Source organism: Streptomyces caelestis, assembly GCF_014205255.1.
GTDB lineage: Bacteria > Actinomycetota > Actinomycetes > Streptomycetales > Streptomycetaceae > Streptomyces > Streptomyces caelestis.
This window is the reverse complement of record NZ_JACHNE010000001.1, coordinates 1,970,757-1,984,725: the sequence shown is the minus strand read 5'-3', so window position 1 is coordinate 1,984,725 and position 13,969 is coordinate 1,970,757. Positions and strand designations below refer to the sequence as shown.

General features: G+C 72.6%; 16 protein-coding genes and 1 riboswitch. Of the genes, 11 read left to right on the top strand and 5 right to left on the bottom strand.

Annotated elements, in window-relative coordinates; translation table 11 throughout:
* Positions 1–79: 79 nt before the first annotated feature.
* A riboswitch (cobalamin riboswitch) is annotated at positions 80–218 on the bottom strand.
* 122 nt (positions 219–340) lie between these two features.
* Entirely contained in the window at positions 341–562 is a 222-nt protein-coding gene (locus HDA41_RS08975; RefSeq protein WP_086606028.1) for a hypothetical protein, read from the bottom strand.
* A 33-nt stretch (positions 563–595) separates the two neighbouring features.
* Complete coding sequence (locus tag HDA41_RS08970) at positions 596–1,840, bottom strand: inorganic phosphate transporter (RefSeq protein WP_184982324.1); 1,245 nt, start codon at positions 1,838–1,840, stop codon at positions 596–598.
* A gap of 472 nt (positions 1,841–2,312) precedes the next feature.
* On the opposite strand from HDA41_RS08970, the gene HDA41_RS08965 reads away from it, so the two are divergent.
* The 3 genes from HDA41_RS08965 (at position 2,313) to HDA41_RS08955 (ending at position 6,209) form a co-directional block, all read left to right on the top strand.
* Positions 2,313–3,044 (top strand): class II aldolase/adducin family protein, encoded by a 732-nt coding sequence (locus HDA41_RS08965; RefSeq protein WP_184982322.1) that lies wholly within the window; start codon positions 2,313–2,315, stop codon positions 3,042–3,044.
* Positions 3,045–3,458: 414 nt separating this feature from the next.
* Entirely contained in the window at positions 3,459–4,586 is a 1,128-nt protein-coding gene (locus HDA41_RS08960; RefSeq protein WP_184982320.1) for an alpha/beta hydrolase, read from the top strand.
* 222 nt (positions 4,587–4,808) lie between these two features.
* Positions 4,809–6,209 carry a hypothetical protein gene (locus tag HDA41_RS08955; RefSeq protein WP_184982318.1) on the top strand — a complete coding sequence of 467 codons (1,401 nt, stop codon included), beginning with the start codon at positions 4,809–4,811 and terminating at the stop codon, positions 6,207–6,209.
* 13 nt (positions 6,210–6,222) lie between these two features.
* Here HDA41_RS08955 and HDA41_RS08950 read toward each other — a convergent pair whose 3' ends face one another.
* Positions 6,223–6,636, bottom strand: coding sequence for a VOC family protein (locus HDA41_RS08950; protein WP_184982316.1), 414 nt, complete (start codon positions 6,634–6,636; stop codon positions 6,223–6,225).
* A 230-nt stretch (positions 6,637–6,866) separates the two neighbouring features.
* Between HDA41_RS08950 and HDA41_RS08945 the strand changes: the two genes are divergently transcribed.
* From HDA41_RS08945 to HDA41_RS08935, 3 genes are all read left to right on the top strand, one after another.
* Positions 6,867–8,465: an ABC-F family ATP-binding cassette domain-containing protein gene (locus HDA41_RS08945; RefSeq protein ID WP_184982314.1), complete on the top strand. Its 1,599-nt coding sequence runs from the start codon at positions 6,867–6,869 to the stop codon at positions 8,463–8,465.
* Positions 8,466–8,800: 335 nt separating this feature from the next.
* Positions 8,801–9,019 carry a helix-turn-helix domain-containing protein gene (locus tag HDA41_RS08940; protein WP_010037790.1) on the top strand — a complete coding sequence of 73 codons (219 nt, stop codon included), beginning with the start codon at positions 8,801–8,803 and terminating at the stop codon, positions 9,017–9,019.
* Between the two features lie 107 nt (positions 9,020–9,126).
* A complete protein-coding gene (locus HDA41_RS08935; RefSeq protein ID WP_184982312.1) occupies positions 9,127–9,930 on the top strand; it encodes an enoyl-CoA hydratase/isomerase family protein in 804 nt (267 codons plus the stop codon).
* 94 nt (positions 9,931–10,024) lie between these two features.
* Here HDA41_RS08935 and HDA41_RS08930 read toward each other — a convergent pair whose 3' ends face one another.
* Positions 10,025–10,741: a nucleopolyhedrovirus P10 family protein gene (locus HDA41_RS08930; protein ID WP_184982310.1), complete on the bottom strand. Its 717-nt coding sequence runs from the start codon at positions 10,739–10,741 to the stop codon at positions 10,025–10,027.
* A gap of 87 nt (positions 10,742–10,828) precedes the next feature.
* Between HDA41_RS08930 and HDA41_RS08925 the strand changes: the two genes are divergently transcribed.
* The 5 genes from HDA41_RS08925 to amaP are packed head-to-tail and all read left to right on the top strand — an operon-like array spanning position 10,829 to position 13,190.
* Positions 10,829–11,302 carry an Asp23/Gls24 family envelope stress response protein gene (locus HDA41_RS08925; protein ID WP_184982308.1) on the top strand — a complete coding sequence of 158 codons (474 nt, stop codon included), beginning with the start codon at positions 10,829–10,831 and terminating at the stop codon, positions 11,300–11,302.
* Positions 11,303–11,351: 49 nt separating this feature from the next.
* A complete protein-coding gene (locus HDA41_RS08920) occupies positions 11,352–11,534 on the top strand; it encodes a hypothetical protein (RefSeq protein WP_184982306.1) in 183 nt (60 codons plus the stop codon).
* A complete protein-coding gene (locus tag HDA41_RS08915; RefSeq protein WP_184982304.1) occupies positions 11,531–11,914 on the top strand; it encodes a hypothetical protein in 384 nt (127 codons plus the stop codon). The genes HDA41_RS08920 and HDA41_RS08915 overlap by 4 nt, the downstream gene beginning before the upstream one ends.
* Positions 11,911–12,606, top strand: coding sequence for a DUF6286 domain-containing protein (locus tag HDA41_RS08910; RefSeq protein WP_184982302.1), 696 nt, complete (start codon positions 11,911–11,913; stop codon positions 12,604–12,606). The genes HDA41_RS08915 and HDA41_RS08910 overlap by 4 nt, the downstream gene beginning before the upstream one ends.
* Positions 12,607–12,611: 5 nt before the next feature.
* Complete coding sequence (gene amaP / locus HDA41_RS08905; protein WP_221511463.1) at positions 12,612–13,190, top strand: alkaline shock response membrane anchor protein AmaP; 579 nt, start codon at positions 12,612–12,614, stop codon at positions 13,188–13,190.
* Between the two features lie 22 nt (positions 13,191–13,212).
* On the opposite strand, the gene HDA41_RS08900 is transcribed toward amaP, so the two are convergent.
* Positions 13,213–13,968 carry an SDR family oxidoreductase gene (locus tag HDA41_RS08900; RefSeq protein WP_184982298.1) on the bottom strand — a complete coding sequence of 252 codons (756 nt, stop codon included), beginning with the start codon at positions 13,966–13,968 and terminating at the stop codon, positions 13,213–13,215.
* Position 13,969: the final 1 nt, after the last annotated feature.

Here is a 13,969-nt window from a genome sequence, read left to right as displayed (position 1 = left end):
GGGCAGGGGTGGGGTACTCAACCTCGATCGGCAGCCGCGCATGGCGATATGTCCTCACTCAGGGTGTCCACGCCCTGGTTCGACTGGACCGGCGGTGAGAGTTCCTGGCTCCCGGGGATCGCTACCCCGGTGACAGTGGCGGGACCGCGCCGGACTTCCACCGGCTTCCTCTCCTGCCGCCGTACTGGCCCCGGCAGTCCACCACGGCCGGGAACAGCCGTCAACTTGCCGTTGACCTGCGAGGGGAGACTGTGGAGAAGCCCACACCGCCCCCCTGCGCACACGACAACCGGGCGGCACAGGACCGAAGTCCCGCACCGCCCGGCAGAAGTGACCGTGGTCAGGCCACGATCAGATAGATCCCGTACCCGACGGCCGCCGCACACGCCGCGAAGCACGCGTAGGCGCCCGTCACGGCAAGCCCCGCGGAGCCGCCGGCGGCCACCGCCCGCTCGCGGCGGGACAGGCCGGTGATGCCGAGGGTGAACAGGCCCACGAGGGCCACGGTGACCACGAGGCTGACGCCGAAGACGGAGCCGAGGGCCGCCCAGTCGATCTTCATATCGGAGACTCTTCCTTGTTACCGGTCGGCGGGTCAGACCGTGGTGGTCGTCGAGGGCGTCCGCTCGGCGGCGGCCTGGGCCGGGAAGGACGGCACCGGGTCCTCCGTCGCCGAGCCGGTCGGCGGCGGCGTCACCGCGGCCATGGCCGTGGTCACCACACCGGCCGGCTCCGCCTCGTCGGTGTCGTTGACGTTGGTGTGGTCGACGACCTCACGCCGCGAGATCTTCCAGATCGCCGCGCTGGAGGCGACGAGGAAGACGGCCACCACCGCGGTGCCCCAGCTGCCGAAGCCGGTGACGTACTCGGCGAGCGCGGCCACCAGGGCCGCCGCCGGCAGCGTCAGGCCCCACGCGACGAACATCCGCGTCGCCGTCGACCAGCGGACGACGCCGCCCTTGCGGCCGAGGCCCGCGCCCATCACGGAGCCGGACACGGAGTGGGTCGTGGAGAGCGAGAAACCGAGGTGGGAGGAGGCCAGGATGACCGTCGCCGCGCTGGTCTGGGCGGCGAAGCCCTGCTGCGGCTGGAGGTCGGTCAGGCCCTTGCCCATGGTGCGGATGATGCGCCAGCCGCCGAGGTACGTGCCGAGCGCGATGGCGATGCCCGCGGAGAGGATGACCCACATGGGCGGGTCGGAGTCGGGGGCGACGGCGCCGCCGGCGACCAGGGCGAGGGTGATGACACCCATCGTCTTCTGGGCGTCGTTGGTGCCGTGGGCCAGCGAGACCAGGCCCGCGGAGGCGATCTGGCCGGCGCGGTAGCCCTTCGCGGAGGCCTTGCCGTCGGCCTTCTTGCCGAGGGAGTACGTCAGCCGTGTGGCGAGCAGCGCCGCGACGCCCGCGACCAGCGGGGCGGCGATCGCCGGGATCAGCACCTTGGTGACCAGGACGTCACCGTGCACCGCGCCGACGCCGGCCGAGGCGATCGTGGCACCGATCAGGCCGCCCATCAGGGCGTGAGAGGAGCTGGACGGCAGGCCGACCAGCCAGGTCAGCAGGTTCCAGAGGATCGCGCCGACCAGGGCGGCGAAGATGACCTCGGGACGGATGCCGGACTCGTCGACGAGACCCTTGGAGATCGTGTTGGCGACTTCCACGGACAGGAAGGCGCCGACCAGGTTGAGGACGGCGGACATGGCGACGGCGACCTTGGGCCTCATGGCACCCGTGGAAATGGTCGTGGCCATCGCGTTCGCGGTGTCGTGGAAACCGTTCGTGAAATCGAACGCGAGTGCGGTTACCACCACAATCGCGAGGATCAGCGAGAAGCTTTCCATTTACCCAGGCAATCGTTCGAGGTCATTGGCTGGACGAACGTAGATAACCCGAGTGAACGGAAGATGAACTGGGAGGGGCGCAGGGGTGTCCACCGTCGAGGTTGTCGTTCCGCCCTGCTGTCAGGCTCCCCGCGCCCCCAAGGGCCAGGCCCCGCGCGCCACCTGTTTCAGCCGATCGGGTGACCCGTCGAAGAGATTCTGGTCACCCGGCAGACTTCCGGAGCCGTTGCCGTACGGCCAGAAGGTCCACGAGGGTCAGTCGGCCGGCAGTGCGCCCGCGCTCGCGGCGTCGTGGCGGGCGATCCACGAGGGGTGGTCGGCGGCCCTGGAAGATCATGGAATGCCCGGATGTCGCCGGTTAGGCGAGTTTTATAGGTGCTTGTATAGATATGCGCCCTTACGGATGCTCGGCTTCCGGCCTGAAGTGCCCCGTCCGGCGGCGCGTTGGGGGCCTGCCTGGCAGGATCGCCGCATGGCTGAGCAGCGAGGCGACGGGCGAGGCGCGGGGGACGTCCGGGGCGGTGGACCGGATGTGGGGGAGTCGCGGCGCAGGGGTGTGCGCCCCGAGGAGGCGCGGGCCTGGGAGGAACTCGTCACGACGGCTCGCCGGACCGTCTCCGACGGCCTCGTCGTCGGCACGTCGGGGAACGTCTCGGTGCGCGTCGGGGACACGGTCCTGGTCACGCCGTCGGGCGTCCCCTACGACCGGCTGAAGCCGGACGACGTGACCGGCGTCGGACTCGACGGCCGGCAGGTTCTCGGCACGCTCGTCCCGACCAGCGAGCTGCCCATGCACCTCGCGGTCTACCGCACGACGGGCGCCCGTGCCGTCGTCCACACCCACGCCGTGCACGCGACGGCCGTCTCGACGCTCGTGTCGGAGCTGCCGCTGATCCACTACATGGCCGCCGCGCTCGGCGGGCCCGTCCGGGTCGCCCCGTATGCCACGTACGGCACCGACGAGTTGGCCGAGAACATGCTCCGCGCCCTCGCCGACCGCTCCGGCTGCCTCCTCCAGAACCACGGCACCGTCACCCACGGCGCGTCACTGGACCAGGCCTACGACCGCACTGCCCAGCTGGAGTGGATGTGCCGCCTGTGGCTGACCGCCACATCGGTACCGGGCCTGTCCCCGAGCCTGCTGTCCGAGGAGCAACTGGCGGAGGTACAGGAACGACTCCGCGGCTACGGCCAACGCCGCTGACGCTCCACCCCGGACACCCGGTGCCGCCGGGTGTCCCCACGGGCCCGTCCCGACCCGTCCGCCTCGGCCCACGGGCCGGGGACGCTCCCCGGCACCGCCGACCTTCGCGTCGGTCACGCCGCCGGCTCTGGCGTCCCCCGGGGTGGCTGTGGGATGCGCGCGCCCTCCCTTCAGACACAACCACAGCACCCTCGCCCCCCGCTCTCCGGGCGTGGCCGCCGCACTGCCCCCTGCCGTGCCCTGCCCTCCGGGCGCAGCCGCCGGCACGGCCGCGCGCCCGCGCCCCGCCCTCCGGACGCAGCCACCGCCCGCCGACTCCCTACGTCACGCCGCGCCCCTCCCCGCTCCCCGCGCCCCTCACCCCGCCGCTGTCTCCCACTGGTCGCTCGCCCGGTCCGCCAGGACACTGGAGTCGTGCGTACTGTCAGAGCGGCGGCCGCTGCCGTCACCGCCGTGATCGGGGTCGGCGCCGCCGCCGTGGCCGCCGGACGGTACGCCAGTGGCGCCGCGCTCAAGGCGCCTCCCGGCCGGCCCCTGCCCACCGAACCCCGGCTCACCGTGCACGGCACCGCCGCGGGGCAGATCAGCCTCACCCGGGACCTGGCCGCCCTGCGGCCCGGCCGCTACGGCCTGTCCGGCAACGGCTCCCACGCGGTCGTCGGCCCCGTCCTGGCCAACACCCCGCACCCCGCCGACACCGTCGTACGCCGCCTGGAGCGGGTCACGCACGGCACGCTGAAACCCGGAGACAAGGCCTGGCTCACGCCGAACGTGTACGTCGGCAACCCGAGCTCCGCCCTCGGCCTCGAACACGCCGACATCGACATCCCCGGCGAACTCGGCGCCCTGCCCGCGTGGTTCGTGCCGGGGGACCGGGACACCTGGGTGATCGCCGTGCACGGCCTGGGCACCACCCGGGAACTCGCCATGAACGTCATGGGGTTCCTGCACCGCAACCGCTTCCCGGTGCTCGCCCTCGCCTACCGCGGCGACCTGGGCGCACCCCGCCCGCCCGACGGCCTGAACCACCTCGGCGAGACCGAGTGGCGCGACCTCGACGCCGCGATCCGCTACGCCGTGCGCTACGGCGCCCGGCAGGTCGTCCTGCACGGCTGGTCCACCGGCGCCACCATGGCCCTGCGCGCCGCCGCGCACTCGGGACTGCGCGACCGCGTCTCCGGGCTCGTCCTGGACTCCCCGGTGCTCAGCTGGGAGACCACCCTGCGCGCCCTCGCCGCGGCCCGCCGCACCCCGGGCGCGCTGCTGCCCCTGGCCGTCCGCGCCGCACAGGGCCGTACCGGCATGTACGGCGACCGCGGCCCTGGCACGGACCCCTCCGACGGCCTCCGGGTCCCGGCGCTCGTCTTCCACGGACCGGACGACACCGTGGCACCCTGGCAGCTCTCCCGCCGGCTCGCCGACGCCCGTCCCGACGTGGTCGCCCTCCGCACCGTCGGCCACGCGCCCCACGGAGCGATGTGGAACGCCGACCCGCAGGGCTACGAGGAGGCGCTGCGGCGCTTCCTGACACCTCTCATGTGACCCTCTGGCCTCGCACACCCCCCGTTCACGCCCCCTTCGCCCCGGCGCAACCACGTCCCGACCCGCTCCCTGGCGACCGGTGGTGATGATTCCGTTTAGCGTCGTACCACTGGCCTGTTCGCGCCCCTCGACCACTCACGGGACCCCGTGCGTTGGCCATCCCCGTCGCCCGCCGTGACATTCCGTTTGGGTTTTCGGACCGTCAACCGGGAGACTGCCCCCGTGACGTCCCGTATCCCGCGCGACTCCAGGCTTCGACTCGTCCGCCCGCGACCCCTGGCCGCAGCCCCCAGAGCGATGAACCAGCGGCGCTCGCGCCGACCCGCCCCGCGCCCCCCGGAGGGCACCCCCGCACCGGCGGAGCTGGCCAGAATGGCACGCTCAGGTCTGGCCGACGCGGCCCGCGTCGCCCGCTGGGCCGACACCGAGCTCGGCCCCGGCCGGGGCAGCGCCACCGCCGACGGCAAGGCCACCCTCTCCGACGCGACCGCCGAACGGGCGGCCCGCGAGCTGGGCCTGACCCCGGATCAGGTCAGAGCCGACTGGGACACCGCCAGGCTCGCCGGTCTCGTCGAGGTCCACGGCGACAGCGCCCGCCCCGGCTGGCGGCTGCGCGCCTGGGACCGCGACGACAGCGCCGTACTGCGCGGCTGGGTCGCCCTCTTCGACGCCTGGTCGCTCGCTTGTCCGGAACCCGAGGCCCACGAGCCCGCCGCCGTCGCCGAGGTCGTCTCGGCCATGCCGCAGGTGCTCTCGTTCCTGCAGCTGTCCGCCGGCCCCGTCCCCGTGGAGCAGCTCCTCGACCTCCTGGAGCAGCGCGTCACCGAGCTGCGCACGGCACGCTGCGAGATCCCCTACGGCCCGCAGCCCGAGCCTCCGGCCGAACCGGCGCCCACCGACGCCCCGCTCGCCCCGCTCCTCGACTGGGCCCTGCGCGCCCTCGCCTCCGTCGGCGCCCTCACCTACGGCGACGGCCACGCCACGCTCACCCCGCTCGGCAACTGGGCCGTCTGGGTCAAGCTGGAGCAGATCTGCGTCGCCGCGCAGAGCCCCGCCGGGAACATCGAGCAGGCCGCCGAGGACATGCTCCGCGGCTGCGCCCAACTGCGCCCGAACGCGGCCCGCGCCGAGTACCGGGCCTGGCTCGCCGCCCGTACCGTCGGCAGCGCCGTCACCGAACTCCTCGGCGCCGCCCGCGGCGAGGACGCCCTGCTGCGCGGCCTCGCCTTCGAGGCGCTGCGCGTGGTCGGCGCCCCCGCCGAGCCGGACGTCCGCGCCGTGCTGGACGAGCCGACGCTCAGGCCGTACGCGCTGCTGTGGCTGGCCGAGCACGACGGGGCCGACCCGGAGGACGCCCACGAGGTGCTCACCCGCGAGGAGGCGACCTGGCTGTGGGTGGACACCGCCGCCGCCGTCGCCGACCACGGTGAGGCACCGCTGCTCGTCCGCCACCTGGAGTCCGCCGTGCAGCCGACCATCCCGATGCTGCTGGACGAGGTGCGGGCCGTGGGCCACCCGCGAACCGTGCAGGTCCTGGTCGCCCTCGCCGCGGCCCACCCCGACCCGGCCCTGGCCAAGGCCGTACGCCGAGCCGCCTTCCAGGTGCACACCGGAGGCAGCTAGTCCGTGTGGGCCGTCAGCCCGCTGTCTCGGGCGCGTACGTCCCGAAGCTCCACACGTTGCCCTCGACGTCCCGGGCCATGTAGTCCCGCGAGCCGTAGTCCTGGTCCGTCGGGGGCATCAGGATCTCCGCGCCGTGATCCACGGCGCGGCGGTGGTGTGCGTCCACGTCGTCCACGACGACGTACACCCCGGTCGTGCCCGCGTTCTTCATCGCCTTGTCGAAGACGCTTCCGGTGCCCTTGGTGCCGACCATCACCGCGCCGTTGCCCTGCACCAGCTCTGCGTGCATCACCGCGCCGTCCTCGCCCTCGTACACCGACAGCTCCGTGAAGCCGAAGGCCTCCGTGAGCTGCCGGATCGCCGCCTTCGCGTCGGCGTACAGCAGCGTCGGGTAGATGCTCGGACGCCCGCCGGACGTGCCTGCCATACCGATCACTCCCTCGTGCCCGGTCGCCGGATATCCGATGATCCGGTCCTGCCGCTCAGTCTCGCACCCACCACTGACAACGACCCGGCGAGACGAACCGAACTCCCGCACGCAGAAAAAGTGGTTGCACGCCCCCGTTAGACTGTCCCCCATGGCCTTTCTCCTCGCGCATTAGACGGCGGGAACGTCCTCAACCGCCCATCGCCCCCGTATCGCCCTGGAGTCTGTCCGTGATCTCCGCCTCCGGTATCGAGCTGCGCGCCGGTGCCCGCGTCCTCATCGAAAACGCCACCTTCCGTGTCGCCAAGGGCGACCGCATCGGCCTCGTCGGCCGCAACGGCGCGGGGAAGACGACCCTCACCAAGTGCCTGGCCGGCCAGGGCATGCCCGCCGGCGGCACCATCACCCGCTCCGGCGAGGTCGGCTACCTCCCGCAGGACCCCCGCACCGGCGACCTCGACATCCTCGCCCGCGACCGCATCCTCTCCGCGCGCGGCCTCGACGTACTGATCCGCAAGATGCGCGACAACGAGCAGCGCATCGCCAACGGCCAGGGGTCCACCCGCGAGAAGGCGCTCAAGCAGTACGAGCGGCAGGAGACGGAGTTCCTCACCAAGGGCGGGTACGCCGCCGAGGCCGAGGCCGCCACCATCGCCGCCGCGCTCAACCTGCCCGACCGGGTGCTCGGCCAGCCCCTGCACACGCTCTCCGGCGGTCAGCGCCGCCGTATCGAGCTGGCCCGGATCCTGTTCTCCGACGCGGACACGCTGCTGCTCGACGAGCCGACCAACCACCTCGACGCCGACTCGATCATCTGGCTGCGCGACTACCTCAAGACCTACCGCGGCGGCTTCATCGTGATCTCCCACGACGTCGACCTGGTCGAGACGGTCGTCAACAAGGTGTTCTACCTGGACGCCAACCGCGCCCAGATCGACGTCTACAACATGGGCTGGAAGCTCTACCAGCAGCAGCGCGAGGCCGACGAGAAGCGCCGCAAGCGCGAGCGGCAGAACGCCGAGAAGAAGGCCTCCGCGCTGCATTCGCAGGCCGACAAGATGCGGGCCAAGGCCACCAAGACCGTCGCCGCGCAGAACATGGCCCGCCGAGCGGACAAGCTGCTGGCCGGCCTGGAGGCCGAGCGGAAGTCCGACAAGGTCGCCAAGCTCCGGTTCCCCGAGCCCGCGCCCTGCGGCAAGACCCCGCTGATGGCCGAGGGCCTGTCGAAGTCGTACGGCTCGCTGGAGATCTTCACCGACGTCGACCTGGCCATCGACAAGGGCAGCCGCGTCGTCATCCTCGGCCTCAACGGCGCCGGCAAGACCACCCTGCTGCGGCTGCTGGGCGGCGTGGAGCAGCCCGACACGGGCGCGGTCGTCCCCGGCCACGGTCTGAAGCTCGGCTACTACGCGCAGGAGCACGAGACCCTCGACCCGGAGCGCACGGTCCTGGAGAACATGCGCTCGGCCGCCCCCGACCTGGACCTGGTGGAGGTCCGCAAGACGCTCGGCTCGTTCCTGTTCTCCGGCGACGACGTCGACAAGCCCGCCGGTGTCCTCTCCGGCGGCGAGAAGACCCGCCTGGCGCTCGCCACCCTGGTCGTGTCCTCGGCGAACGTGCTGCTCCTCGACGAGCCGACCAACAACCTCGACCCGGCCAGCCGCGAGGAGATCCTCGGCGCGCTGCGCACGTACAAGGGCGCGGTCGTCCTCGTCACGCACGACGAGGGCGCCGTCGAGGCGCTCCAGCCGGAGCGGATCATCCTGCTGCCCGACGGTGTCGAGGACCTGTGGGGCTCCGACTACGCGGACCTCGTCGCCCTCGCTTGATCGAATGCGTGATCAACGGCGTATGGATCATTCGGCCTAGCGGTGATCCATCATCTGTGTGAGATCTCCTCGTACCGAGGTGTGTCCTACATCGATTTCGCGGCCGAGCCCCCGATTCTTCCGGGCTCGGCCGCGACGCCTTTCTGACCTGGGGTTTCCCGGGGCAATCCGTTCGGCCGTACGGACGCCACACTTCGGAATCCTGTATTCCACTTGTGGGGATGCGCTCCCGTCGTCACAACCTTGTCTCACGGACCTTGCCGAATGGGTGGCCATCGGCGCCCGGAGGGGTGATCATGAGGAGACCAGAGCGCACTTCCCATGAGGAGGCACGGGTGGCCGAGACTCTGAAGAAGGGCAGCCGGGTGACCGGCGCCGCGCGCGACAAGCTCGCGGCAGACCTGAAGAAGAAGTACGACGCCGGTGCGAGCATCCGGGCGTTGGCCGAGGAGACCGGCCGCTCGTATGGCTTTGTGCACCGCATGCTCAGTGAGTCGGGCGTCACGCTGCGAGGGCGTGGCGGGGCGACACGGGGCAAAAAGGCCACGGCCTGACCCCGGGTGGCCCCTCGGCTTCGATGGTGGCCACCCGGTCGGTCGGTTGACCGGCCGGGTGGTTACTGTGCAGTCACTTAGCTGACCGCACACATCGGAGGCGTTCCATGGCTTCGCCCGACAAGGACCTCGTTCCCGTACTCGACAAGGACGGCGTACGACTCACCGTCGACGACGCGATCGCCACGGTGACGCTGACCAACCCGGCCAAGCGCAACGCGCAGAGCCCCGCTCTGTGGCGGGCGCTGACCGAGGCCGGGCGGCAGCTGCCGGGCTCCGTCCGCGTCGTGGTGCTGCGGGCCGAGGGCAAGTCCTTCTCGGCCGGTCTCGACCGGCAGGCGTTCACTCCCGAGGGCTTCGACGGGGAACCGTCGTTCATCGACCTCGCGCGTGGGAGCGACGCCGAGCTGGACGCGACCATCGCCGAGTACCAGGAGGCGTTCACCTGGTGGCGGCGCAGCGACATCGTCTCCGTCGCCGCCGTCCAGGGGCACGCCATCGGGGCGGGCTTCCAGCTCGCCCTCGCCTGCGACCTGCGCGTCGTCGCCGACGACGTGCAGTTCGCCATGCGCGAGACCAGCCTCGGACTCGTGCCCGACCTGACGGGCACGCATCCGCTGGTGGGACTCGTCGGATACGCCCGCGCGCTGGAGATCTGCGTGACCGGGCGCTTCGTCACGGCCGAGGAGGCCGTGAACACCGGGCTGGCCAACGTGGCCGTGCCCGCCGGCGAACTCGACGACACGGTCCGCGACCTCACTTCGGCCGTGCTCGCCGCGCCCCGCGACGCGGTCATCGAGACCAAGGCGCTGCTGCGTGGCGCGCAGGACCGCACCTACGAGGACCAGCGCGGCGCGGAACGCCAGGCCCAGGCCCGCCGTCTGCGCGACCTCGCGGGCGCCGGGGACTGAGCCGGGCCGCTTCCCGGCGTCGCCAGGGGAGTCGCCGCCGGCCGTGCGGGTGTCCGGGACCCACGACGGGCGCCGCGTCCTCAGCCGATCCGCCTCAGCCGATCCCGCTCACCAGGACCGCCACGGTCGGGTGGTCCGGCAGTGACGTCCGCACCGCGGTGCGGACGTCACGCGCCACGTCCCGGGCCCGGTGGTCCTCGCGCACCGCGAGTTCCAGCCGGACGTGGCGGTGCGGCAGCGCGGCGTCGCCCGGCAGCTTCCCGATGTGCACGGGGTGGCCCAGCGACCCGGTCAGATGAAGCACGCCCGGGACCTTGAGCGCGGTGGCGGCGACGCGGCCCTCGTCGTCGCCCCCGGCCCGCGCGGCGCGCGGCGGCTCGGGGAGCGGCGCGGGAGGCCCGGGCGGTTCCGTCTCGTCCTCCAGCAGGCCCGTCACCCGCAGATCCACCTCCGTCACCGTCAGACCGAGCCGCTGCGTCGCGGCCGTCGCCAGCGTCGCCCGCAGCAGCGACGCCGTCGTCGGCAGCGGCTGCGAGGCCGTGGCCGCGAACTCCGCCGTCACCCGCAGCGGCCCCGGCGGCAGAGCGCTCGGCGGGGCCGGCACAGCCGGGCTCCCGATGTCCGCCGGATCGGCGAGCGCGACGCGGAGCGCTTCGAGGCGCACGCCCGCAGCGTCCCTTGCCGCGCGCCGCAGCACCGCCTCGGCCGCCCGCTCGGCGATCCACGCGCCGTCCCGCGCCTCACCCAGCGGCAGGAGCCTGCCGAGGCCCAGTTGATGTCTCACTGCCTGTGTCCACCCGTCGGCCGTCATTCCTCCAGCCTGCCGCATCAGAAGCGCGGAACCACGCAACCGTGCTTACGGTGGTCGCAGGACGACAACCGAAAAGGACGAACGGCGATGACTGACATGACCGAGAACCGGGGCGGGGCGACCGAGACGGCGGCGGCACGCCGGAGCCCGCTGACCAAGCGTGGCGGGGGAGACCCCGGCTCCCGGGGGCGGACGACCATCGCGGACGGCGTCGTGGAGAAGATCGCCGGGCTCGCCGCACGTGATGTGGACGGTGTACACGCCATGGGCAGCGGCCTGTCCCGCACGTTCGGAGCAGTACGCGACCGCGTACCCGGCGGCGCCAAGGCGGTGTCGCGCGGTGTGAAGGTCGAGGTCGGCGAGGTGCAGGCCGCCCTCGACCTGGAGATCGTGGTCGACTACGGCGTGTCGATCGCCGATGTGGCCCGGGACGTACGGGAGAACGTCATCACCGCCGTCGAGCGGATGACGGGCCTCGAGGTCGTCGAGGTCAACATCGCGGTGAGCGACGTGAAGCTGCCGGACGAGGAGGAAGAGGAACCGGAGCGTCGGATCCAGTGAGGCATCCGCGACCGGACAACGCAGCGACCGAGGAGCTGAGGAGCGCAGCATGAGCATGGCCGTCGTCGGCATGATCGCCGGCATGGCACTGGCATTCGCCGGATACTTCGGCGGATTCGGCGCCTTCCTGCTGGTGGCGGCGCTGGGCGCCGTCGGCTTCGTCGTCGGCCGGTTCCTGGACGGGGACATGGACTTCGGCGACTTCTTCCGTCCCCGTGAACGCCGGCGGTGACGACCGTGAGCGCGGGGGCCGGTGAGCTCGACAGACCCCTGAACGTCGTCCCGCCGGGCGAGCGGGGCGCGACCACGATCGCCGACCGGGTCGTCGCGAAGATCGCCTCCCAGGCGGCGCACGAGGCCGTCGGAACGCTGCCGCCCGGCGCCGGCCGGCCGTCCGCCACCGTCGTCGTCCACCACCACGTCGTACACGTCAGGGTCCACGTCGAGCTCGACTACCCCTGCGACATCGGCGCGCGCTGCCGTCAGGTGCGTCGCCAAGTCGTCGAGCGGGTAGGCGCCTTGGTGGGAATGCAGGTGCCGGAGGTCGTCGTCCAGGTGGAGCGGCTGCACCTGGCCGCCGGGCCCGGCGCGGTACAGGGGAGGACGCGATGAGCGAACCCCGGGGCACCGAACCGTCCGAGCCCGAGGGCATCACACAGCGCCTGCCGGTCCTCGACACGTCCGAGACCGGCACCGGACCCGACCGGTCCGCGCCGGCGGCCGAGGACGGAACGCCGCCCGTCCCCGATGGCGAGGGCGGCCGTGAAGCCCGCTTCTGGTCGGCGCGCCGCGTCCCGGCGGGCATCGTCGCCCTGCTGCTCCTGGGACTCGCCGGACTGTTCCTCTACGACATCGCCTCCGTGCGCGCCGACCGGCCCGTCATGGGCTGGCGCCGGGAGCTGGCCCGGCAGCTCGCCGACCGGCCCCTCGACGACATCTGGGTGCTCGTCGGGGCCGGTGTCGCCGCCGCCCTCGGGCTCTGGCTGCTGATCCTGGCCACCACGCCGGGCCTGCGGCACGTGCTCCCGATGTGGCGTACGCACGCCGACGTACGCGCCGGACTTGACCGGAAAGCCGCCGCGACGGCATTGCGCGACCGGGCCATGGAGGTGGCCGGAGTGCAGTCGGCGCGGGTGCGGGTGCGCCGGAGGCGGGCGGACGTCCGCGCCGTGTCGCACTTCCGTGAACTGGACGAGGTGCGAACCGACCTGGACGCCGTGCTCACCGACGCGGTCCGCGGACTGGGACTCTCCCGGACGCCCGCGCTGTCGGTGCACGTCCGGCGGCCCGGCCGGAAGGAGTGACAGTGATGCTCAGGGTCGTCAACCGCGTGTTCCTCGGGCTGGTGGGCCTCGTCCTGCTGGTGCTGGGCGGCTCCGTACTGGCCGTCGGCCTCGGCGCTCCGGCACCCTCGTGGTGGATCCACGACAGCCGCCGCGACGTGCTGCTGAGCAACGCCGAACGCACCCGCTGGCGGGACGACGGCTGGTGGTGGCCGACCGTCATCGCCGTACTCGCCGTTCTCCTGCTGCTCGCCCTGTGGTGGCTGGTCGCGGTACTCCGCCGACGCCGCCTCGCCGAGGTCCTCGTGGACACCGGCGACGGCGAGGGCGCCCTGCTGCGCGGCCGGGCCCTGGAGAACGCGCTCACCCAGGAGGCGGCCCAGGTCGACGGCGTCGGCCGGGCCCACGCCCACCTGACGGGCCGCCGCAGCGCCCCCGAGGCCCGCGTACGGCTCGCACTGGAACCGCACGTGGACCCGGGCACGGCCCTGCACGACCTGACGACCGGCGCCCTGACCCACGCCAGAACATCGGCGGGCCTCGCGTCACTGCCGGCGGAGGTACGGCTGCGGGGGGTCAAACACCGTGCCGAGAGGGTGAGCTGACTGCCCTGGACGAAAACGGCGCTCAGAACCCGTGGCGCGCGCCGCCGTCCACCGGCACCATGACCCCGGTCAGGTAAGAAGCCGCCGGAGACAGCAAGAACGCCGCCACCCGGCCGAACTCCTCGGGCGCCCCGTACCGCCGCAGCGGAATACGCGACTCCGACGCCGCCCTGGTCGCCTCGGGATCCGCCGACAACCCGTCCAGCTCGCGCACGCGATCCGTGTCGATGCGTCCGGGCAGCACCCCGACCACCCGAATCCCCCGCGGCCCCAGTTCGTCGGACAGCGACTTGGCGAACCCGGCCAGCCCCGGCCGCAGCCCGTTCGAGATCGTCAGCCCGGGAATCGGCTCGTACACCGAGCCGGACAGCACGAACCCGATGACACCCCCGGCCTCCAACTCGGCCGACGCGGCGCGCGCCAGCCGCACCGCACCGAGGAACACCGACTCGAACGCCGCCTGCCAGTGCTCGTCGGTGTTGTCGGCGACGAACCCGGCCGGCGGCCCGCCCACGCTGACGAGGACACCGTTGAAGCGGCCGAAGTGCTCCCGCGCGGCCCTGATCAGCACGGCCGGCGCGTCGGGGTCGGCGTTGTCGACGGCCACCCCGACCGCGTTCGGGCCCAGCGCGGCCGCCGCCTCGGCGACACTCTTCTCGTCCCGCCCCGACACGACCACTTTCGCCCCGTCCGCGACGAGCTCACGCGCGGAGGCGTTGCCGAGGCCCCGCGTGGCCCCGGTGACGACGTACACCCGGTCCTTCAGTCCAAGATCCATG